Raw genomic sequence first — 20,206 nt, 5'->3', positions numbered from 1 at the left:
GCTTCAGGCGGCCAGCATCCGGTGTGGATCGATGACGAATTTCTTCGCCACCCCGGCATCGAATTCGCCGTAGCCCTGCGGCGCCTCGTCCAGGCCGATGACCTGCACATTGACCACCTCGGCGACGTTGATGCGGTCCCACAGGATCGCCTGCATCAGGGCCCGGTTGTACTTCATCACCGGCGTCTGGCCGGTATGGAAGCTGTGCGACTTGGCCCAGCCCAGGCCGAAGCGGATCTGCAGGCTGCCGTGTTTGGCTGCCTGGTCGGCGGCGCCCGGATCGTCGGTGACATACAGGCCCGGAATGCCGATCCTGCCGGCCGCGCGCGTGATTTCCATCAGCGAGTTGAGCACCGTGGCCGGCGCCTCGCTGCGTGCGCCGGACTGGCCATGGCCGCGCGCCTCGAAGCCGACGCAGTCGACCGCGCAGTCGACTTCGGGCGTGCCCAGGATCGCGGCGATCTGCTCGCCCAGCGGCGCGTCCTGCGACAGGTCGACCGTCTCGAAGCCGACCGACTTCGCATGCGCCAGGCGGAGCGGATTGACGTCGCCGACGATGGTGACGGCCGCGCCCAGCAGGCGCGCGGACGCCGCGGCCGCCATGCCGACCGGTCCGGCGCCGGCGATATAGACGGTGCTGCCCGGGCCGACGCCGGCGGTGACGGCGCCGTGATAACCGGTCGGCAGGATGTCCGACAGGCAGGTCAGGTCGCGGATCTTCGCCATCGCACGGTCGCGATCGGGGAATTTCAGCAGGTTGAAGTCGGCATACGGCACCAGCACGTATTCGGCCTGGCCGCCGATCCAGCCGCCCATGTCGACGTAGCCGTAGGCGCCGCCGGCGCGCGACGGGTTCACGTTCAGGCACACGCCGGTGTCCTGCTCCTTGCAGGTGCGGCAACGGCCGCAGGCGACGTTGAACGGCACCGATACCAGGTCGCCCTTGCGCAGGGTTTCGACGTCGCGCCCGACTTCCAGCACTTCGCCGGTGATTTCATGGCCCAGCACCAGTCCGACTTGCGCCGTGGTGCGGCCGCGCACCATATGCTGGTCCGAGCCGCAGATATTGGTCGACACCACGCGCAGGATCACGCCATGCTCGATCTTGCGGCCGTGCGGGTCTTCCATCTTCGGAAACGGGATGTTCCGGACTTCGACCTTGCCCTGCCCCATGTACACCACACCACGATTTTCTGCCATTGCTTCCTCCGTTGTCGTTTGCTTGTCCGCAGGTGCGCCACCACGGCGCACCGCTGTCTGGCTCAGAACGCGTGCTTGATGCCGGCCATCACGCCGTTCTGGGTTCCGCCGGCACGCGTCGTCGCGCCCGCGCTGAGGGCGACCGCCGCTGCGCCGCTGTTGTCGACCTTCCCGCCCATCAGGTACACGGTGGTGCGCTTCGAGAAGTTGTACATCCCGCGCAGCACGACCATATTGGTGTCGTTGCCGCTGTCGCGGAAGTCCAGGCGCAGCACCTGGCCGTCGATCGTGATCATCGGCGTCACCGCGTAGGCCGCGCCCAGGTAGGACAGGGTGCTGCGCGGGGTCAGGGCGTTGCCTTCGTTGTCGCGCCAGAAGCGCCCCCCGCTCACCTTCCAGTCGCCCAGCACCACGTACGCGCCGAGGTTGATCCGGGTGTCCGACAGCGCGCTGCTGGTCGGACTGAACGCCGCCGCCGCGCCCGGACCGCCGTTGTAGGTGTCGTAGGCCAGCGCCGCGCCCCAGCGCTTGCTGTCGTAGCGCAGCATGGCGCTCCAGGCGCGGCAGGCCTTGTCGTCGGTCGCGCTCTCGCCGCCGCAGCCGGTGGCGGACGGACCGCCGGCGGTGGCCGCATCGCGTCCGAGGCTGTAGGTGGCGCCGACCGTCACCCCGCTGAACGTGCCCTTGTACGCGATCGAATTGTCCTTGCGGTCGTTCGGCAGGTAGAGGTCGAGCGAGCCCATCGAGTATTGCGAAGGCCCGATGATGTCGGTGTCGAAGCGCGAGAAGAACAGCATGCTGTAGTTGCGGCCGACGGTCACGGCGCCCCAGTCTCCGCTCAGGCCGACCCAGGCCTGGCGCCCGAACAGGCGGCCGCCCTGGTTGACGCCGCCGGCGTCCGGGCCGAAGCCATTCTCGAGGGTGAAGATGGCCTTCAGGCCGTTGCCCAGGTCCTCGCTGCCGCGCAGGCCGATCCGCGACGGGAACATGCCCCCCGACAGGTTCGGCATCCGGGTCAGGCTCTCCCCATTCGGTCCGGCGTTCGACAGCCGCTCGATGGCGGTGTCGATGATGCCGTACACCTGGACCGACGATTGCGCGAGGGCCGGCGCCGCGCCCGCCATGCACAGCATTCCCGCCAACAGCGCGGCCTTGTTCTTCTTCGCTACCTTGTTCTTCATCTGTATGTGTCTCCGTTATGGTCTTATGTCATGCAGTGACGATCGTGTGCTGCTGATTCGGTGTCTCGTGTCGCCGTTCCTCCCTTTCGCGGATTTCGTCTGTCGGATGCGTCAGGCCGTCGCCAGCCGGGCGGCGCCGTCGCCCACGCCGAGCAGTGCGCCCAGGCGCGCGTCGTCGCGCAGCAGATCGCTGCTGACGCCGTCATGCACGATGCGGCCGCGGTCCAGCACCACCACACGGTCGGTGACCTCGAGCGCCATATGGGCGTGCTGCTCGACCAGGACCAGGGTCTGGCCGGCGTCCTTGAGCACGCGCGTGGCGTCGAGCAGGACGTCCATCATGATTGGCGACAGCCCTTCCAGCGGCTCGTCGAGCAGCAACAGGCTGGGGTTGCCGACCAGCGCGCGGCCCATGGCCAGCATCTGCTGCTCGCCGCCCGAGAGCTGGTTGCCGAAGTTCGTCCGGCGCTCGGCCAGGCGCGGAAACAGCCGGTACACGGCCGCCAGGTCCCACTGGCCGGCGCGCGCCGCGACCTCCAGGTTCTGGTGCACGGTGAGCGAGTGAAAAATCTCGCGCTCCTGCGGCACGTAGCCCAGGCCGGCCGCGTTGCGCTGGTGCGGCGCCAGCGCGCCGATGTCGGCCCCATTCATCCGCACGCTTCCCTTGAAGGTGGTGGTCAGTCCCATCAGGGTCGCCAGCAGCGTGCTCTTGCCCACGCCGTTGCGGCCCAGCAGGGCCACCGCCTCGCCCTTGCCGATCGCCAGCGACAGGTCGTTGAGAACGACCGCATCGCGGTAGCCCGCGGTCAGTCCGGATAGTTCGATCAGCTTAGTCATGGCGCCGTCCCAGGTAGACATCCCGCACGCGCGGGTCGTTGCGGATCTCGTCGACCGAGCCTTCGGTGAGCACCGCGCCCTCGACCAGCACGGTGATGCGCCGGGCGAAGCGGAACACCAGGTTCATGTCGTGCTCGATGAAGACGATGGCCAGTTCGGCCGGCAGGCGCTCGAGCAGCTCGAGGACCATGCCGCTCTCGCCGTTGGGGATGCCCGCCGCCGGTTCGTCCAGCAGCAGCACCTTGGGGCGCAGCGCCAGCGCGATGCCGATTTCGACCAGGCGGCGCTGGCCGTAGGCCAGTTCGACGATCTTCCTGGCGGCCAGCGCGCCCAGGCCCAGCTGCTCGAGCAGGTGCGCCACCTCGGCGCGCACGGCGCCGTCGCTGCCGGTGCGGCCCCATGGCTTCCAGCTGCGGCCCAGGCGCTGCGCGACCGGGATCGCGAGGTTCTCGGCCACCGTCAGGTGGTTGAACAGGGTGTTCAGCTGGAAGGTGCGCACCAGCCCGTGGTTGACGCGGCGCTGCGGCGAGGCGCGCGTCAGGTCGCTGCCGCCGACCAGGATCGCGCCTGCGTCGGGCGCCAGCACGCCGGTGCACAGGTTGATGAAGGTGGTCTTGCCGGCGCCGTTCGGGCCGATCAGCGCATGGCGCGCGCCCTGCTCGATCTTGAGGCCGACGTTCTTCGTGACCTCGACCGCGCCGAAGCGCTTGCACATGCCCCGGGTTTCCAGTGCGTAGTTCATGCGCCCTCCGTGGTCGCGGCCGGACGGGCCTGGCGGCCGAACGACTTGAACAGCCCGCCGTCGCCCAGCGACATCAGGCCGCCCGGCGCGAACCGCACCAGGAAGATCAGCATCAGGCCGACCGCGAACATCCAGTGGAAGGGATTGATGGCCGCGGCCCGGTCCAGCATCAGCATGTACAGCGGGATGCCGATGAAGGCGCCGTACATGCGGCCGACGCCGCCGATGATCAGCATGATCAGGATGTCGCCCGACAGCTGGAAGGTGAGGCGGTCGAGGCTGACCGTGCGCGTGAGCTGGGCGCCCAGGCCGCCGGCCATGCCGGCCAGCACCGCCGACAGCGTGTAGACCGCGACCAGGCGCAGGTGCACCGAGGCGCCCACCAGGCCCATGCGCCTGGCGTTCTCGCGAATGCCGCGCAGCGACAGCCCGAAGGGCGAGTTGACGATCGTGCGCACCACCAGGAACGCCAGGAACAGCACGCCGAGCGCGTACAGGTAGGCCGTGGTGCCGTACAGGTCGAACTCGAAGCGGCCGAACAGCGGATCGACGGCGATGCCGGACAGGCCGTCGGCGCCGCCGGTCACGCTGCCCCAGGCGTTCGCGACCTCGTGCAGCAGCACCGTGATCACCATGGTCAGCATCAGCAGCGCCAGGCCATGGGTGCGCAGCACCAGTAGGCCGCTCAGCACGCCGATGACGCCGGCCGCGCCGCCGGCCACCAGCAGGCCGCTCAGGGGCTCTTGCGAGAAATGCAGGTTGTAGTAGCCGGCCGCATAGGCGCCCACGCCGAAGAACGCGGCGTGGCCCAGCGTGGTGATGCCGGCGAATCCCAGCACCAGGTCGAGCGACAGGCCGAACATCACCATCACCAGGATTTGCGCACCCAGCGACAGGTAGGTGTCGAAACTGAAGAAGGCGGCCATGGCCACGATCCAGGGCAGGACGTCCATCGGGCCCAGGCGATAATGCGGCAGCGCATTGGCCGCCAACGGCGTGTTGAATTCGTGTTTCATGCTGGCCTTCCGAAAAGTCCTTGTGGACGCAGCAGCAGCACCACCAGCGTCGCGAGATAGATGACGATCCCGCCGCCGACCGGCAGGTAGTAGCGGCCCAGGGTATCGACCAGGCCGAGGAGGATGGCGGCGCACAGGGTGCCCTTGATGCTGCCCAGGCCGCCGACCGACACCACGATCAGCACCAGCACCAGGTAGTGCAGCGCGTAATAGGGCTCGAGCGGGAACATGTCGGCGCCCAGGGCGCCGCCCAGGCCGGCGAAGCCGCAGCCGATGGCGAAGGTGACGGCGAACAGCGCCTTGACGTCGATGCCGATGCAACCGGCCATGCGCGCATTGTCGACCGCCGCGCGCAGGCGCGCGCCGACCGCGGTTTTCTCCAGTCCCAGCCAGATCGCGACGCCGCAGGCGGCGGCCACCACGATCAGGAACAGGCGGTACACCGGCAGTCCCAGTTCGCCCAGTTGCACGGTACCGCGCAGTCCGGCCGGCACCGGGACGTTCTGGATCGACGAACCGAACAGCGCGTTGGCGCCGGCGATCATCACCATCACCAGGCCCATGGTCATCAAGACCTGCCCCAGTTCGCTCTGGCCGTAGATCCACGAATACACGGTGCGCTCGAGCAGCGCGCCGATCAGCATCGTGCCGAGCACGGCCAGCACGATGGCCGCCCCATACGGCAGGCCGGCCATGGTGGTCAGGGCGACCGTCAGATAGCCGCCGATCATGGCAAAGCCGCAGTGGGCCAGGTTCACGACCCGCATCACGCCCATCGTGATCGACAGGCCGACCGAGATCAGGAACAGGATCATGCCGAACGAGACGCCGTCGAACAGCACCATGACCAGCGAGGCGAAGGCGCTAGACATGGCTGCCTCCACGATGCACAAGGGCGTGCGCGGCCACGCCGGGGGCCAGCCGGCCCCGGTTGAGTGAATATGACTGCAAGATGATTCTCCAAAGCGTGCGCCTGCCCGCGGCGGGCGCGTTATCAGGGTTGAAGCCGGGGGTCGGTGGCGCCTGGATGCGCCGCCACGGTCTTACTCGACCTTGACGCCAGGGTCCTTGATCGCCTCATAGGTTTTGAAGGTCTTGTTGACGTAGGCGCCGTCGACCTTTTCCACCTTGCGGATGTAGACGTTCTGGACCAGTTCACGCGTGACCGGATCGACCTTCACCGGCCCGCGAGGACTCTCCCAGGCCAGGGTCTTGATCGCCGCCATCGCCTTCGGCCCATCCTTCTTGCCGTCGGTGGCCTTGATCATCTGGTAGATCATGTGCATCGAGTCCCAGGCCGACACCGAGGCCACGTTCGGGATGCGCGTGGCGCCGGCCTTCTTGCGCAAGGCGGCCACGAAAGCCTGGTTGGCGGGCGTGGCGCTGGTGGCCGAGTAGTGCAGCGCGGTGACGATGCCGGAGGCGGCGTCGCCGTAGCCGGCCAGTTCGCTTTCCTCGGTCTCGGCGGTGGCCAGCAGCTTGATGCCGTCCTTTTCCAGGCCGCGTTCCACGTAGGCCTTGATGAAGGCGACCGACAGCGGGCCGACCGGCATGAACATGTAGACGTAATCGGGCCTGGCTTCGCGCACCTTCTGCATATAGGTCGAGAAGTCGGCGGTATTCAGGGGCACGCGCATTTCGCCGGCAATCTTGCCGCCGGCCCCGACGAAGGACTTGCGGTAGGCGGCGATGGCGTCGTGGCCGGGCGCATAGTCGGCCGCCGCCAGGAACACGTTCTTGCCGCCCGCCTCGGCCGTCCACTTGGCCAGCGGCGTGGCCACCATCCATTGGGTATAGCCCGAGCGCAGCAGGTAGGGGGAACGCGACAGGATGCCCGAGGTGCCGGAATTGTTGATGATGACCGGTACCCGGGCCTGGGTGGCGACGTCGGCCACCGCCAGCGCGGTCGGGGTGAATTCGATGCCTGCGATGTACTGCACCTGGTCGCGCACCACCAGCTCTTCGGCCAGCTGGCGGGCGCGCGCCGGGTTGTTGCCGCCAACGTCCTTGTAGATGATCTTGACGGTGTGGGCGCCGGCCTTGCCGCCGTGCTGGGCGACGTAGGCTTCCGTCGCTTCTTGAATGTACTTGCCCCAGTGGCTATATGGACCGCTGAACGAGGCGATGACGCCCACCCGCACTTCGGCAGCACTGGCCACACCCATGCCGCATACCATCAGGCAGCCGGCCGCCAGGACCGACGCTTTCCATTTGCTCATCTTCACTGTCTCCTCCGATTTTTATTAACGACATGCTGCGGGGGGCTTCAGCGACCGTCTTGCGCGGTCTTGCTTGCATCTTCGCGTCAGCCATGCAGCGGCATCTCCGGGAACTGCACCGCCTGTATGCAGAACCGGGCTGGTGTGATCCAATTGTATACATGCTTTAGAAATATGACCACAATTTTGCAGAGAATTGGCATATTTTCTCGGTATACATCCCTCGATATGGAAAAACGCGAAAAAGCTGTATACACTATGTATACAAACTGAAACCAGTGCCCCCCCTTTGGCTAGCGGCACGACTAATGAACGGAGACCGTACGTGTACCCAAAAAACGCTTGGTATGTGGCTTGCATGCCGGAGGAAATCGCCGATAAACCGCTGGGCCGCCAGATCTGCGGCGAAAAAATGGTGCTGTACCGCGGCGTCGAAGGCGCCGCCAAGGCGCTGGAAGACTTCTGCCCTCATCGCGGGGCGCCACTTTCCCTCGGATTCGTACGAGACGGCAATCTGGTGTGCGGCTATCACGGCCTGGAAATGGGTTGCGACGGCAAGACGGTCGCCATGCCGGGCCAGCGCGTGCGCGGCTTCCCCTGCATCAAGAGCTTCCCTGTCATCGAGCGCTATGGCTTCATCTGGGTCTGGCCGGGCGATCCGGCGCAGGCCGACCCGGCCAAGTTGCCCCACCTGGCGTGGGCCGAAAGCCCCGATTGGGCGTATGGCGGCGGCCTGTACTACATCAAATGCGATTACCGCCTGATGGTCGACAACCTGATGGACCTGACCCACGAAACCTATGTCCACGCCTCCAGCATCGGCCAGAAGGAAATCGACGAAGCGCCGGTGACCACCAGGGTCGAGGGCGACGAGGTGATCACCAGCCGCCATATGGAAAACATCACTGCGCCGCCCTTCTGGAAGATGGCGCTGCGCGGCAACGACTTGCCGGACGACCAGGCGGTCGACCGCTGGCAGGTCTGCCATTTCACGCCGCCCAGCCACGTGCTGATCGAGGTCGGCGTGGCCTTGGCCGGCAAGGGCGGCATCGACGCCCCGCAGAACGAGAAGGCGGGGTCCATCGTGGTAGACTTCATCACCCCCGAGACCGAGACCACGCACTGGTATTTCTGGGGCATGGCGCGCAACTTCAAGCCGCATGACAAGGAACTGACCGCCTCGATCCGCGAGGGCCAGGGCAAGGTGTTCGGCGAAGACCGCGAGATGCTGGAGCGGCAGCAGGAAAACCTCCTGAAGCATCCCGAACGCAAGCTCCTGATGCTCAATATCGATGCCGGTGGCGTACAATCGCGTCGCGTCATCGACCGCCTGCTGGCCGCGGAACGCCCAGCCTGAACCACCCACCTGCCTGCCCCATGAACGAACCGACCACGCCCACCCCGCACGACCTGAAGAGCGCCCCAGCGGGCAGCCAGCCGGCGGCCAGCCGCGACGCCTCGCAGACCGAGCGCGCGATCCTGGGCTTGCGCGATGCGGTGCTGCGCGGCCATTTCGTCCCGGGCGAGCGCCTGTCCGAGGTCGAGGTTGCCGAGCACCTGGGCGTGTCGCGCACGCCGATCCGCGCCGCCATGCAGCGCCTGGCCGAAGAAGGCCTGCTGGACGCGGCGCAGCCGTCCGGCTACGTGGTGCGGGTTTTTTCCCAGCACGACATCGCCGACGCGATCGAGGTGCGCGGGACGATCGAGGCGCTGGCCGCGCGCCTGGCGGCCGAGCGCGGCGTATCGCGTTTCGTGCTGCAGCAGATGCGCGACTGCGTCGAGCGCCTGGATGCGACGGTCGACAGCGACCTGCCCGAGATCGAGAAACTCGAACAGTACGCCGTGTTCAATGGACGGCTGCACGACCTGATCCTGGAGGCTTCCGCCAGCAGCATGGTCCAGCGCGCGCTGCTGCGGGTCGCGTCGATGCCGTTCGCGTCGCCGAACGCGTTCGTCATCGCCCAGGCCGTACTGCCCGGCTCGCAAATGAACATGAAGCTGGCGCAGATGCAGCACCACGACATCGTCGACGCCATCGAAGCGCGCGCCGGCGCCCGGGTCGAGGCGCTGGTCAAGGAACATTCCCGCATTGCCCAGAAGAACCTCGAACTGGCGCTGCGCAACACCGATGCGCTCGACCGTATCGTCGGCGCGGCGCTGATCCAGCGAGCCTGAGCTGCCAGGCCGCCAGCCCTCTCCCAGCCCGGCAACCGGGTCGCACGGCGTCGTGATGAAACTTTGACCACCTCAAGTGCAGCTCCCGGCAAAACCTCGTATGATGGTTCCTTACCAAGGCCTGGCGCTGAATCGTCGCCGGGACGTCGTAGCATGCCGGCCGCCGGGCACCCGCCCTCACTGGCGTTCACTGCGCCGCGCGTGCCGACCCATCGGAGGCAATATGCAACATGCATCGCAAGCTGCACTGTTTTCGCTGATCGGCGATACCCCGCTGGTGGAAGTCACCCGGATCGATACCGGTCCCTGCCAGCTGTTCCTCAAGCTCGAATCCCAGAACCCGGGCGGCTCCATCAAGGACCGCATCGGCAAGACCATGATCGAGCAGGCCGAGCACGACGGCCTGCTGCAGCCCGGCGGCACCGTGATCGAGGCCACGGCCGGCAATACCGGCCTGGGCCTGGCGCTGGTGGCGCGCATCAAGGGCTATCGGGTGGTCCTGGTCGTGCCCGACAAGATGGCGGCCGAAAAAGTCCTGCACCTGAAGGCGCTCGGCGCCGAGATCCACCTGACCCGCTCCGACGTCGGCAAGGGCCACCCCGAGTATTACCAGGACTACGCGGCGCGCCTGGCCAGGGAGATCCCCGGCGCCTGGTTCGCCGACCAGTTCAATAATCCGGCCAATCCGCGCGCCCACGAAACCACGACCGGCCCCGAGATCTGGGACCAGACCAACCACAAGCTCGACGCCATCGTGGTCGGCGTCGGATCAAGCGGCACCCTCACCGGCCTGTCGCGCTACTTCAAGAAAACCCAGCCCCTGCTCGAATTCGTCCTGGCCGACCCGAAAGGCTCGATCCTGGCCGAATACGTCGAGACCGGCCACGTCTCGCAACACGCGGGCTCGTGGGCGGTCGAGGGCATCGGCGAGGACTTCATCCCCGGCATCGCCGACCTGTCGCGCGTGAAGACCGCATACACCATCAGCGACGAAGAAAGCTTTTCCACCGCGCGCCTGCTGCTGCAGCGCGAAGGCATCCTGGGCGGCTCCTCCACCGGCACCCTGCTGGCGGCGGCGCTGCGCTATTGCCGCGCGCAGACCCGCCCCAGGCGCGTGGTCACCTTCGTCTGCGACACCGGCACGCGCTACCTCTCCAAGGTGTACAGCGACGGCTGGATGGTCGACCAGGGCCTGATCACGCGCCCCAGAATGGGCGACCTGCGCGACCTGATCGGCCGCCGCCACGACGCCGGCGAAGTCATCACGCTCGCGCCCGAGGACACCCTGCTCACCGCCTTCAACCGCATGCGCTCGAGCGACCTGCAGCAACTGCCGGTGGTCGACGCCGGCGGCCGGCTGCTGGGCCTGATCGACGAATCCGACCTGCTGCACCAGGTGACGCAGGATACCGCGCGCTTCAATGCGCCGGTGTCCGGCACCATGACGTCCGAGCTGCAAACCCTGCATCCGGCGGCGAGCATGGGCCAGTTGCGCGAGATCCTCGACCGCGGCCTGACCGCCGTCATCGCCGACGGGCCGACCTTCTATGGCCTGATCACGCGCTACGACCTGCTCAATCATTTGCGAAGGACCCTGTCTTGACTACTCCCATCGAATTCAAGCGTCACCTGGCCACCCGCGTGATCCACGGCGGCCAGGCGCCCGAACCGGTCACCGGCGCCGTGATGCCGCCCATCTTCGCCACCTCGACCTTCCGGCAAGAAAGTCCTGGCGTGCACAAGGGCCTCGACTACGGCCGTTCGCACAACCCGACGCGCTGGGCCCTCGAGCGCTGCGTGGCCGACATCGAGGGCGGCCGCGCCGCCTTCGCCTTTGCTTCCGGCCTGGCCGCGATCGCGGCGGTGCTCGAACTGCTGCCGAGCGGCTCGCACATCGTGGCCGGCGACGATATGTATGGCGGCACCTACCGCCTGTTCGAGCGCGTACGCCGCGACAGCGCCGGCCTGTCGTTCAGCTACGTCGACCTGTCCGACCCCGACGCGCTGGCCGCCGCCATCAAGCCCGAGACGCGCATGGTGTGGGTCGAAACCCCGACCAACCCGATGCTGAACCTCGCCGACCTGACCGCGATCGCCGGCCTCTGCCACGCGCGCGGCATCATCAGCGTGTGCGACAACACCTTCGCAAGCCCGATCAACCAGCGTCCCCTGGCGCACGGCTTCGACATCGTGGTGCACTCCACCACCAAGTACATGAACGGCCACTCGGACGTGATCGGCGGCGTGGCCGTGGTCGGCGCCGGCGACGCCCAGACCGGCCTGGCCGAGAAACTCGGCTTCATCCAGAACGCCGTGGGCGCCATCCAGGGCCCGTTCGACAGCTTCCTGGTGCTGCGCGGGATCAAGACGCTGGCCCTGCGCGTCGAGCGCAGCAACGCCAACGCCCTGCTGCTGGCCAGCTGGCTCGAGCAGCAGCCGAAAGTACGCAAGGTGGTCTACCCGGGCCTGGAATCGCATCCCCAGCACGCGCTGGCGCGCCACCAGATGCACGGCTACGGCGGCATCGTCGCGCTCGACCTCGACACCGACGTCGCCGGCGCGCGCCGCTTCCTGGAAACCTGCGAGGTGTTCACCCTGGCCGAGAGCCTGGGCGGCGTGGAAAGCCTGATCGAGCATCCGGCCCTGATGACCCACGCCAGCATTCCGCCCGAACGTCGCGCCGAGCTGGGCATAGGCGATGGGCTCATCCGCCTGTCGGTGGGCATCGAGCATGTCGACGACCAGCGCGAGGACTTGCGGCGCGCATTGGCCGCGATCTGAGCAGCGTAGGGTTGGCGGCGCTGCCGCCGACGCGGTGATCGTTACCGGCTCCGATATCGAGCCGGATGATCTCGCGGCCAACCATCACCGCGTCGGCGGCGTAGCCGCCAACCCTACGCGTGCAACGGCCCGGTCGTGGGCGCGGCCATTGCGCTGCGCAGCTTGAAGGTCGCCACCAGCGCCGAGAGTTCCGCCGCCTGCCGGCGCATCGACGCCGCCGCCGCCGCGGCTTCCTCCACCATCGCCGCGGTCTGCTGGGTCGACGTGTCGATCTCGGCGATCGACTTGCTGACCTGGGTGACACCCAGGGCCTGGTCCGCGCTGGCGGCATGGATCCGGGCCAGAATGCCGGCCACCTCGTGCACGTGCCGCAGCATCGCGCGCATGGTCGAGCCGGCCGATTCGGCCATGCCGGTGCCGGCCTCGATCTCGCCTGACGACTCCTGGACCAGCTTCTTGATTTCCCTGGCCGCCCCGGCTGAATGCTGGGCCAGGTTGCGCACCTCGCTGGCCACCACGGCGAAGCCGCGGCCTTCGCTGCCGGCGCGCGCCGCTTCCACCGCCGCGTTCAGCGCCAGGATATTGGTCTGGAAGGCGATGCTGTCGATCATGCCCGTAATGTCCACGATGCGCGCGGAGGATGCCTTGATCGCCCCCATGCGCGCCACCAGCTGCTCGACCGCCCGCGCGCCTTCGGCGACCACGCCGGACGCGGCCTGGGCCAAGGCATTGGCTTGGCGCGCATTGGCGTCGTTGCTGGCGATCGCTTCGCTCAGCTCGTCCATCGCGCTTGACGTCTGGCGCAGCGCGTCGGCCTGACGCTCGGTGCGGGACGACAGGTCCTGGTTGCCTTCGGCGATCTCGCTCGAGGCCGCATCGATCGCCTGGGCGCCGGCCAGCACCTGCGACACGGTGCCCGACACGCCATGGGTCATGCCGTTGAGGGCGTCGAACAGGCGGCCGATCTCGTCGCTGCGCCGGTGCCCGATGGTCGGACGCAGGTCGCCCCTGGCGACCTGCTCGGCCAGCATGGCGGCCTGCCGCAGCGGCGCCACCAGGTTGCGGCTCAAGGCCCAGGCCAGGCCGGCGCCGACCAGCAACGCCGCGCTGCCCAGTCCCAGCAGCAGGGTCTTGCTGAAGTGCGACGCGGCGGCCGTTTCGTCGGCCAGGCGGTGCGCCTCGCTGCTCTCGTAGGCGAGCAGGGCTTCGAAGGCGCCGACCCGGGCCTGGTAGCCCGGCTCCCATTGCCTGGTCAGGATCTCCTCGACCCGGCCGGTCTGCCCCAGGTCCTTGGCCTTGAACAGCGCGTCCTGCACCGTGCCCAGCGCAGCCTTGTGGCCGGCCGCGTCCTGCAGCAGTGCGCGCTCGCGCGCCGACACCGGCAGCCTGGCCAGCCTCGCCTCGATGGCGGCGATGTCGTCGCGGCCTTGCTCCAACTGGGCCTGGAAGTAATCGGCCAGTTCCAGGCTGTCGCTGCGCGCGATCGACACCGTGCGCGAACCGTTCAGGCGCTCGATGCCGAGCAGGTCGGACACCAGCTGCTGCTTGGCCAGCTTGTCGTCGACCAGGTTCGCGGTGATCACGTCCGCCGCGTGCATGCGCCAGACCGCGACGGCGGCGATGGTCACGATGACGAGGGAGAGGATGCCGAAGGCGCCGGTGAGCTTGGCGAAGGTATTGAGCGGTGCGAGTCGCATGGGCGGTCCATGATGAGATTGGGCAACGATGCGTGCATTGTAGGAATGCTATATGACACCGTCATGAACCAATCTTCCAGGAATGACCACCCGGCGCGCTCGCCGTACAAATAGAATGTACAAATAAAAAGGCGCTGTAATCGTTAGCTGTGGATGAGCACTGAACTGCTGAGCTGATCCGCGGTCCAATCCCGGTCGTCATCGATCGGGAGCGTACGATGAAAGCGCCGCAGTTTGCACGGTTGTTCACCCAGCTGCCAAAGTTGAACCAGCCACAGCGCCGGCAGGTGCTCGCCGCCCTGCATCCGGCAGCCGGACTGGACCGGGTGACCGCCCTCATCGGTGAGATCCGGTCAACCGGGCGGCGCTGCCCGGACTGCGCCTGCGAACGCTGCCACCGGCACGGCCAGGCCAACGACCTGCAACGCTATCGCTGCTGCGCGTGCGGCCGCACCTTCAACGACCTGACCGGCACGCCGCTGGCGCGGCTCAGGCTCAAGGGCAAGTGGCTCGCCTATCTGGAAGCGGTGCTCGATTCCCGCTCGGTCCGCTCTGCGGCCAAGCGTGTCGGCGTGCACCGCAACACGGCATTTCGCTGGCGTCATCGCTTTCTCGATCGGGTCAAGGACGACCGCCCGGCACGACTGATCGGCATCGTCGAGGCCGACGAGATGTTCCTGCTCGAATCGCAAAAGGGTTCGCGCAAGCTCGATCGCCAGCCGCGCAAGCGCGGCGGCAGGGCTGCCCTGCGCGGGATCTCGCATCACCTTGACTGCATCCTGGTGGCGCGCGACCGCAGCGGCCAGACCATCGACGCCGTGACCGGACGCGGCGCCCTGAAAGCGGCGCAGCTGGTCAGGCACCTGCGGCCGAAACTCGACCCGCAGGCGCTGCTGGTAACGGACGCCAACGCCGCCTATGCCGCCTTCGCCCGTGCGCATGGCGTTGCGCACCAGGCCGTCAATCTCAGCGCCGGTGAACGAGTGCGCAAGGGCGCCCAAGGCGCCATCCATGTGCAGAATGTCAACGCCTATCACCGGCGCTTCAAGGAATGGCTGGCGCGCTTTCATGGCGTGGCGTCGCGCCGCCTGCCCAATTACCTGGGCTGGCACTGGGCGCTCGATGGTGGGCGGGTACCTTCTGTCGAGCAATTGCTGCGCATCGCATTCGGGGTCATCAACAGCTAATGGGTACAGCGCCAATAAAAAAAGCCCGCGGCACACGTGCACGCGGGCTTCCTGCTCGGAGCGCCTTGCGGCGCTCGTCTTACTCGATCTCGACCGTTTCGGCCGGGGCCGGTGGCGGCAGTGCGTCGCCTTCCGGGAACTCGAGGACCACGTCGTCCTTCTCGTTCAGGTCCACCGTCACGCGGCCGCCGTTGACCAGGCGGCCGAACAGCAGCTCGTCGGCCAGCGCCTTGCGGATCATGTCCTGGATCAGGCGCGACATCGGACGCGCGCCCATCGCCGGGTCGAAGCCCTTGTGGCCGAGGAACTTGCGCAGCTTCTCGGTGAAGATCGCCTCGACCTTCTTCTCGTGCAGCTGTTCTTCGAGCTGCATCAGGAACTTGTCGACGACGCGCAGGATGATGTCCTCGTCCAGCGCGCGGAAGCTGATGATCGCGTCCAGGCGGTTGCGGAACTCCGGCGTGAACATGCGCTTGATGTCGGCCATCTCGTCGCCGGTCGCGCGCGAATCCACGAAGCCCAGCGACCGCTTGGTCAGGCTCTCGGCGCCCGCATTGGTGGTCATGATGATGATCACGTTACGGAAGTCCGCCTTGCGGCCGTTGTTATCGGTCAGGGTGCCATGGTCCATCACCTGAAGCAGGATGTTGAAGATGTCCGGATGGGCCTTCTCGATCTCGTCCAGCAGCAGCACGGTGTGCGGCTTCTTGGTGATGGCCTCGGTCAGCAGGCCGCCCTGGTCGAAGCCGACGTAGCCCGGCGGCGCGCCGATCAGGCGCGACACGGCGTGACGCTCCATGTACTCGGACATGTCGAAGCGCACCAGCTCGATGCCCATGATGAAGGCCAGCTGTTTCGCCACCTCGGTCTTGCCGACGCCGGTCGGACCGGAGAACAGGAAGGAGCCGATCGGCTTGTCGGTCTTGCCGAGGCCCGCGCGCGCCATCTTGATCGCGGCCGACAGCGCCTCGATCGCAGGGTCTTGGCCGAACACGACGTTGCGCAGGTCGCGGTCGATCGTCTGCAGCTTGCTGCGGTCGTCCTGGTTGACCGTTTGCGGGGGAATCCGCGCGATCTTGGCGATGATGTCCTCGATCTCGGTTTTGCCGATGGTTTTCTTCTGCTTCGACTTCGGCAGGATGCGTTGGGCCGCGCCCGCTTCGTCGATCACGTCGATCGCCTTGTCCGGCAAATGACGGTCGTTGATGAAGCGCGCCGCCAGTTCGGCCGCGGTCGACAGCGCCGACGCCGAGTATTTCACGCCATGGTGCTCTTCGAAGCGCGACTTGAGGCCGCGCAGGATCGCCACGGTCTGCTCCACCGACGGCTCGTTGACGTCGACTTTCTGGAACCGGCGCGACAGTGCATGGTCTTTCTCGAACACGCCGCGGAATTCGGTGAACGTGGTCGCGCCGATGCACTTGAGCTGGCCATTGGCCAACGCCGGCTTCAGCAGGTTCGACGCGTCGAGCGTGCCGCCCGAGGCCGAACCGGCGCCGATGATCGTGTGGATCTCGTCGATGAACAGGATGCCGTTCGGCGTGTCCTTGATCTGCTTGAGCACGGCCTTCAGGCGCTGCTCGAAATCGCCGCGGTACTTGGTGCCGGCCAGCAGCGCGCCCATGTCGAGCGAGAACACGACGGCGTTCTGCAGGATCTCGGGCACGTCTTCTTGCACGATGCGCCATGCCAGGCCTTCGGCGATCGCGGTCTTGCCCACGCCCGCCTCGCCCACCAGCAGCGGGTTGTTCTTGCGGCGGCGGCACAGGATCTGGATCACGCGGTCGACTTCTTCCTCGCGCCCGATCAGCGGATCGATCTTGCCGTCGGCGGCCGCCTTGTTCAGGTTCTGCGTGAACTGGTCCAGCGGCGACTCCTTGGCTTGGCCTTCGACCTGCGCTTCTTCCACGCCTTCGGACGCCTTCTGGGTGTCCATCTGCTGGTCCTTGCGCACGCCGTGCGAGATGAAGTTGACGACGTCGAGACGGGTCACGCCCTGCTGGTGCAGGTAGTAGACGGCGTGCGAATCCTTCTCGCCGAAGATCGCGACCAGCACATTGGCGCCGGTGACTTCTTTCTTGCCGTTCGAGGCCGACTGCACGTGCATGATCGCGCGCTGGATCACGCGCTGGAAGCCGAGCGTCGGTTGGGTGTCCACCTCGCCCGTGCCAGGCACGGTCGGGGTGTTGTCACCGATAAAATTAGTCAAGGTCTTGCGCAGGTCTTCAATATTGACCGCGCACGCACGCAGGACTTCGGCGGCCGATGGATTATCGAGTAGCGCGAGCAGCAGGTGTTCCACGGTGATGAATTCGTGGCGTGCCTGTCTCGCCTCGACAAAGGCCATGTGTAGGGATACTTCAAGTTCCTGCGCAATCATACTTCCTCCATCACGCACTGCAGGGGGTGCCCGGCCTTGCGCGCATGCGTTAAGACAAACTCCACTTTGGTACACGCTATATCTTTGGAAAACACCCCACACACCCCTTTACCATGCCGGTGAACAGAGAGCATGATCTGGGTTGCGGTCTCGCGATCCTTGTTGAAGTATTCCTGGATCACGGCGACCACGAACTCCATCGGCGTGTAGTCATCGTTCAGCAGCGCCACCTGGTACAGCGGAGGCGGTTTGACGGTCTGCCGCTCAAGCAGTTGTTCAGTATCGTGCTTCGTTGCCATGGGGTTATTCTAATACTTCCGGGGTTGGTGCCAAGCGTAAACATCAGCTCGTTTTCTGGTGCTTCCATCTTACGCGTTTTCAGATATTTGCGCAGATGGCGTTCCGATTGCCGAAATCAAGACCGTGGATGGGTTAGGCCGGAAATATTTGGCAATAGGCATGTAAAAGCGCTTGACTTCAGTAATTATTCCACCAACAATGCAGTTGTTGACATTGTACTTATGTACTTGTTGATAAGAAATAAGCAGGCTGAGGAGGGGCAAGAGGCTTCTTGCTTTTATGGCTCGTGTGATTTGTTAAATTTGAAAGTTCTTTTATGGCAACTGGTACTGTTAAGTGGTTCAATGATTCCAAAGGCTTTGGCTTCATCACTCCTGATGACGGCGGCGAGGATCTGTTTGCTCACTTCTCCGCGATCAACATGAACGGTTTTAAGACCCTCAAAGAAGGTCAAAAAGTCCAATTCGAAGTCACGCAAGGCCCTAAAGGCAAGCAAGCTTCCAACATCCAGGGTATGTAATCACTCCCCTCCCGGAAGCGAAGAACCCCGCGACCAGCGGGGTTTTTTTTCGCCTAGCGCCCGCGCCCTTCCCCATGTGTCCAGCCGCTCTGTTCCACGAACGCCTGCACGTCGGCCAGGATCGCCTGTAATTGGTCGTCGCTCACCGTATCCGGCATGCCCGCCAGGCTATTGCGCTGAAGCGCCTCCAGCGCCTCCAGCGCCTCATCGTAACGGCGCAGCAGCGACGCCGTACGTTCGGCCAGGTCGGGCGCCAGCGCAGCGGTCGCGGCCGCCGCGCGCAGCTGCTCCGGATCGGCATGGCGCTGGAAAGCAACAATAAAGCGTCCGATTCGCTCGTATCTGGCCTGGGTGATCGATTCTTCGCTCACGACCTCTCCTCATCCAATTGAATGACACCTACATGTTCTCGATCATGACCTCGCCGAAGCCCGAGCACGAGACCTGGGTCGCCCCTTCCATCAGGCGCGCGAAATCGTAGGTCACCTTCTTCGAGGCGATCGCCCGGCCCATCGCCGTGATGATCAGGTCGGCCGCTTCGCTCCAGCCCATGTGGCGCAGCATCATCTCGGCCGACAGGATCAGGGAACCGGGATTCACATAATCCTTGCCCGCGTATTTCGGGGCCGTGCCGTGGGTCGCCTCGAACATCGCCACCGAATCGGACATGTTCGCCCCCGGCGCGATGCCGATGCCGCCGACCTGGGCGGCCAGCGCGTCCGAGATATAGTCGCCATTCAGGTTCAGCGTGGCGATCACGCTGTATTCCGCCGGACGCAGCAGGATCTGCTGGAGGAAGGCGTCGGCGATCGAATCCTTGATCATGATGTCGCGCCCGGTCTTCGGATTCTTTACCTTGCACCACGGGCCGCCGTCGAACAGCTCGGCGCCGAATTCCCTCTGGGCCAGCGCATACCCCCAGTCGCGGAACGCGCCTTCGGTGTACTTCATGATATTGCCCTTGTGGACCAGGGTCACCGAGGACTTGTCGTTGTCGATGGCGTACTGGATCGCCTTGCGCACCAGGCGCTCGGACCCTTCGCGCGAGACCGGCTTGATGCCCAGCGCCGAGGTGTCCGGGAAGCGGATCTTGTTCACGCCCATTTCCTCGGCCAGGAAGGCGATCAGTTTCTTCGCGCCTGCGGAACCGGCTTCCCACTCGATGCCGGCGTAGATGTCTTCGGAGTTCTCGCGGAAGATGACCATGTCGGTCTTTTCCGGCTGCTTGAGCGGCGACGGCACGCCGGCAAAGTAACGCACCGGACGCAGGCATACGTAGAGGTCGAGCTCCTGGCGCAGCGCGACGTTGAGCGAACGGATGCCGCCGCCCACCGGCGTCGTCAGCGGGCCCTTGATCGAGACCACGTAGTCCCTCAGCACCTCGAGCGTCTCGTCCGGCAGCCAGGTGTCCGCACCGTAGCGCTGCGTCGCCTTCTCGCCGGCGAAAATCTCCATCCAGCTGATCTTGCGCGCGCCGCCATAGGCCTTCTCCACCGCCGCGTCGACCACCTTGATCATGACCGGCGTGATGTCCACGCCGGTGCCGTCGCCCTCGATATAGGGAATGACCGGATTGGACGGGACGTCCAGGGTGAAGTCGGCGTTGACGGCGATCTTGCGGCCGTCGGCCGGGACGGTGATATGCTGGTACTTCGGCTGGTGCATCGCGTGTTCTCCCAGGTGGATGGCGGCCGGTGGGACGGACTCGATTACAATATCGCCCCGGCCTGCCCATGGTTCGCCACTCTTCTATAAGACATAAGGGCACCTCGAAAAACCGTCGCGAGCGGCAGCAGTTTCGGTCGAGAAGCGCAGCTGTACTAGAGTACAGCGAGCATCGCAGACCGAAAATGCAACGCGCAGCAGGTTTTTCGACGTGCCCATAAGATGGCGTGTTTTCATTATGCCTCAGTATTCTGCCATATCGGCACGCTATTGACCCGGCGCTCTCCCTGTCCGCGCCAATGCGCA

General features: G+C 65.8%; 18 protein-coding genes. 6 read left to right on the top strand and 12 right to left on the bottom strand.

Annotated features, from left to right (window positions below):
- Positions 1-3: 3 nt before the first annotated feature.
- From fdhA to ABIB38_RS12775, 7 genes are all read right to left on the bottom strand, one after another.
- Complete coding sequence (gene fdhA / locus ABIB38_RS12805) at positions 4-1,200, bottom strand: formaldehyde dehydrogenase, glutathione-independent (RefSeq protein ID WP_429204357.1); 1,197 nt, start codon at positions 1,198-1,200, stop codon at positions 4-6.
- A gap of 62 nt (positions 1,201-1,262) precedes the next feature.
- Entirely contained in the window at positions 1,263-2,381 is a 1,119-nt protein-coding gene (locus ABIB38_RS12800; RefSeq protein ID WP_429204355.1) for a porin, read from the bottom strand.
- Positions 2,382-2,492: 111 nt separating this feature from the next.
- Positions 2,493-3,218, bottom strand: a complete 726-nt coding sequence (locus tag ABIB38_RS12795) for an ABC transporter ATP-binding protein (protein ID WP_429204354.1) — start codon at positions 3,216-3,218, stop codon at positions 2,493-2,495.
- On the bottom strand, positions 3,211-3,960 hold the full coding sequence (locus tag ABIB38_RS12790; RefSeq protein WP_429204352.1) for an ABC transporter ATP-binding protein: 750 nt from the start codon (positions 3,958-3,960) through the stop codon (positions 3,211-3,213). Before ABIB38_RS12790 ends, ABIB38_RS12795 begins: the two co-directional genes overlap by 8 nt.
- Positions 3,957-4,976 (bottom strand): branched-chain amino acid ABC transporter permease, encoded by a 1,020-nt coding sequence (locus tag ABIB38_RS12785; protein ID WP_429204351.1) that lies wholly within the window; start codon positions 4,974-4,976, stop codon positions 3,957-3,959. Before ABIB38_RS12785 ends, ABIB38_RS12790 begins: the two co-directional genes overlap by 4 nt.
- Positions 4,973-5,848, bottom strand: coding sequence for a branched-chain amino acid ABC transporter permease (locus ABIB38_RS12780; protein ID WP_429204350.1), 876 nt, complete (start codon positions 5,846-5,848; stop codon positions 4,973-4,975). Before ABIB38_RS12780 ends, ABIB38_RS12785 begins: the two co-directional genes overlap by 4 nt.
- Positions 5,849-6,019: 171 nt before the next feature.
- A complete protein-coding gene (locus ABIB38_RS12775; RefSeq protein ID WP_429204348.1) occupies positions 6,020-7,195 on the bottom strand; it encodes an ABC transporter substrate-binding protein in 1,176 nt (391 codons plus the stop codon).
- A 325-nt stretch (positions 7,196-7,520) separates the two neighbouring features.
- Here ABIB38_RS12775 and ABIB38_RS12770 point away from each other — a divergent pair, with 325 nt between their 5' ends.
- The 4 genes from ABIB38_RS12770 (at position 7,521) to ABIB38_RS12755 (ending at position 12,151) form a co-directional block, all read left to right on the top strand.
- Positions 7,521-8,552: a Rieske 2Fe-2S domain-containing protein gene (locus ABIB38_RS12770; RefSeq protein WP_429204347.1), complete on the top strand. Its 1,032-nt coding sequence runs from the start codon at positions 7,521-7,523 to the stop codon at positions 8,550-8,552.
- Between the two features lie 20 nt (positions 8,553-8,572).
- Positions 8,573-9,370 (top strand): GntR family transcriptional regulator, encoded by a 798-nt coding sequence (locus tag ABIB38_RS12765; RefSeq protein ID WP_429204345.1) that lies wholly within the window; start codon positions 8,573-8,575, stop codon positions 9,368-9,370.
- A gap of 223 nt (positions 9,371-9,593) precedes the next feature.
- On the top strand, positions 9,594-10,973 hold the full coding sequence (locus tag ABIB38_RS12760) for a pyridoxal-phosphate dependent enzyme (RefSeq protein ID WP_429204343.1): 1,380 nt from the start codon (positions 9,594-9,596) through the stop codon (positions 10,971-10,973).
- Positions 10,970-12,151, top strand: a complete 1,182-nt coding sequence (locus tag ABIB38_RS12755) for a trans-sulfuration enzyme family protein (protein ID WP_429204341.1) — start codon at positions 10,970-10,972, stop codon at positions 12,149-12,151. The genes ABIB38_RS12760 and ABIB38_RS12755 overlap by 4 nt, the downstream gene beginning before the upstream one ends.
- 113 nt (positions 12,152-12,264) lie before the next feature.
- Here ABIB38_RS12755 and ABIB38_RS12750 read toward each other — a convergent pair whose 3' ends face one another.
- Positions 12,265-13,848 (bottom strand): methyl-accepting chemotaxis protein, encoded by a 1,584-nt coding sequence (locus ABIB38_RS12750; RefSeq protein WP_429204340.1) that lies wholly within the window; start codon positions 13,846-13,848, stop codon positions 12,265-12,267.
- Between the two features lie 218 nt (positions 13,849-14,066).
- Here ABIB38_RS12750 and ABIB38_RS12745 point away from each other — a divergent pair, with 218 nt between their 5' ends.
- Positions 14,067-15,035 carry an IS1595 family transposase gene (locus ABIB38_RS12745; RefSeq protein WP_429204339.1) on the top strand — a complete coding sequence of 323 codons (969 nt, stop codon included), beginning with the start codon at positions 14,067-14,069 and terminating at the stop codon, positions 15,033-15,035.
- A gap of 79 nt (positions 15,036-15,114) precedes the next feature.
- Here ABIB38_RS12745 and clpA read toward each other — a convergent pair whose 3' ends face one another.
- Both clpA and clpS read right to left on the bottom strand, forming a co-directional pair.
- Positions 15,115-17,415: an ATP-dependent Clp protease ATP-binding subunit ClpA gene (gene clpA / locus ABIB38_RS12740; RefSeq protein WP_429204338.1), complete on the bottom strand. Its 2,301-nt coding sequence runs from the start codon at positions 17,413-17,415 to the stop codon at positions 15,115-15,117.
- Positions 17,412-17,714: an ATP-dependent Clp protease adapter ClpS gene (clpS, locus tag ABIB38_RS12735; protein WP_020653505.1), complete on the bottom strand. Its 303-nt coding sequence runs from the start codon at positions 17,712-17,714 to the stop codon at positions 17,412-17,414. Before clpS ends, clpA begins: the two co-directional genes overlap by 4 nt.
- A gap of 317 nt (positions 17,715-18,031) precedes the next feature.
- Here clpS and cspE point away from each other — a divergent pair, with 317 nt between their 5' ends.
- Entirely contained in the window at positions 18,032-18,235 is a 204-nt protein-coding gene (cspE, locus tag ABIB38_RS12730; protein ID WP_020653506.1) for a transcription antiterminator/RNA stability regulator CspE, read from the top strand.
- Positions 18,236-18,288: 53 nt separating this feature from the next.
- On the opposite strand, the gene ABIB38_RS12725 is transcribed toward cspE, so the two are convergent.
- Together ABIB38_RS12725 and icd are read right to left on the bottom strand one after the other, a co-directional pair.
- Positions 18,289-18,606 (bottom strand): hypothetical protein, encoded by a 318-nt coding sequence (locus tag ABIB38_RS12725; RefSeq protein ID WP_429204337.1) that lies wholly within the window; start codon positions 18,604-18,606, stop codon positions 18,289-18,291.
- Positions 18,607-18,634: 28 nt separating this feature from the next.
- Positions 18,635-19,900, bottom strand: coding sequence for an NADP-dependent isocitrate dehydrogenase (icd, locus tag ABIB38_RS12720; RefSeq protein ID WP_429204336.1), 1,266 nt, complete (start codon positions 19,898-19,900; stop codon positions 18,635-18,637).
- Positions 19,901-20,206 lie beyond the last annotated feature (306 nt).

This window comes from Massilia sp. UYP11 (assembly GCF_050434805.1).
Lineage (GTDB): Bacteria > Pseudomonadota > Gammaproteobacteria > Burkholderiales > Burkholderiaceae_D > Telluria.
The sequence above is the reverse complement of the archived record's forward strand: the minus strand, read 5'-3'. Positions and strand labels throughout refer to the sequence as shown.

Bases quoted from the DNA above. Each gene is read 5' to 3' on its own strand.
- ABIB38_RS12800 (WP_429204355.1), bottom strand. From the start codon at position 2,381: ATGAAGAACAAGGTAGCGAAGAAGAACAAGGCCGCGCTGTTGGCGGGA.
- ABIB38_RS12775 (WP_429204348.1), bottom strand. From the start codon at position 7,195: ATGAGCAAATGGAAAGCGTCGGTCCTGGCGGCCGGCTGCCTGATGGTA.
- ABIB38_RS12795 (WP_429204354.1), bottom strand. From the start codon at position 3,218: ATGACTAAGCTGATCGAACTATCCGGACTGACCGCGGGCTACCGCGAT.
- clpA (WP_429204338.1), bottom strand. From the start codon at position 17,415: ATGATTGCGCAGGAACTTGAAGTATCCCTACACATGGCCTTTGTCGAG.
- ABIB38_RS12745 (WP_429204339.1), top strand. From the start codon at position 14,067: ATGAAAGCGCCGCAGTTTGCACGGTTGTTCACCCAGCTGCCAAAGTTG.
- cspE (WP_020653506.1), top strand. From the start codon at position 18,032: ATGGCAACTGGTACTGTTAAGTGGTTCAATGATTCCAAAGGCTTTGGC.
- fdhA (WP_429204357.1), bottom strand. From the start codon at position 1,200: ATGGCAGAAAATCGTGGTGTGGTGTACATGGGGCAGGGCAAGGTCGAA.
- ABIB38_RS12790 (WP_429204352.1), bottom strand. From the start codon at position 3,960: ATGAACTACGCACTGGAAACCCGGGGCATGTGCAAGCGCTTCGGCGCG.
- clpS (WP_020653505.1), bottom strand. From the start codon at position 17,714: ATGGCAACGAAGCACGATACTGAACAACTGCTTGAGCGGCAGACCGTC.
- ABIB38_RS12785 (WP_429204351.1), bottom strand. From the start codon at position 4,976: ATGAAACACGAATTCAACACGCCGTTGGCGGCCAATGCGCTGCCGCAT.
- icd (WP_429204336.1), bottom strand. From the start codon at position 19,900: ATGCACCAGCCGAAGTACCAGCATATCACCGTCCCGGCCGACGGCCGC.
- ABIB38_RS12760 (WP_429204343.1), top strand. From the start codon at position 9,594: ATGCAACATGCATCGCAAGCTGCACTGTTTTCGCTGATCGGCGATACC.
- ABIB38_RS12750 (WP_429204340.1), bottom strand. From the start codon at position 13,848: ATGCGACTCGCACCGCTCAATACCTTCGCCAAGCTCACCGGCGCCTTC.
- ABIB38_RS12765 (WP_429204345.1), top strand. From the start codon at position 8,573: ATGAACGAACCGACCACGCCCACCCCGCACGACCTGAAGAGCGCCCCA.
- ABIB38_RS12780 (WP_429204350.1), bottom strand. From the start codon at position 5,848: ATGTCTAGCGCCTTCGCCTCGCTGGTCATGGTGCTGTTCGACGGCGTC.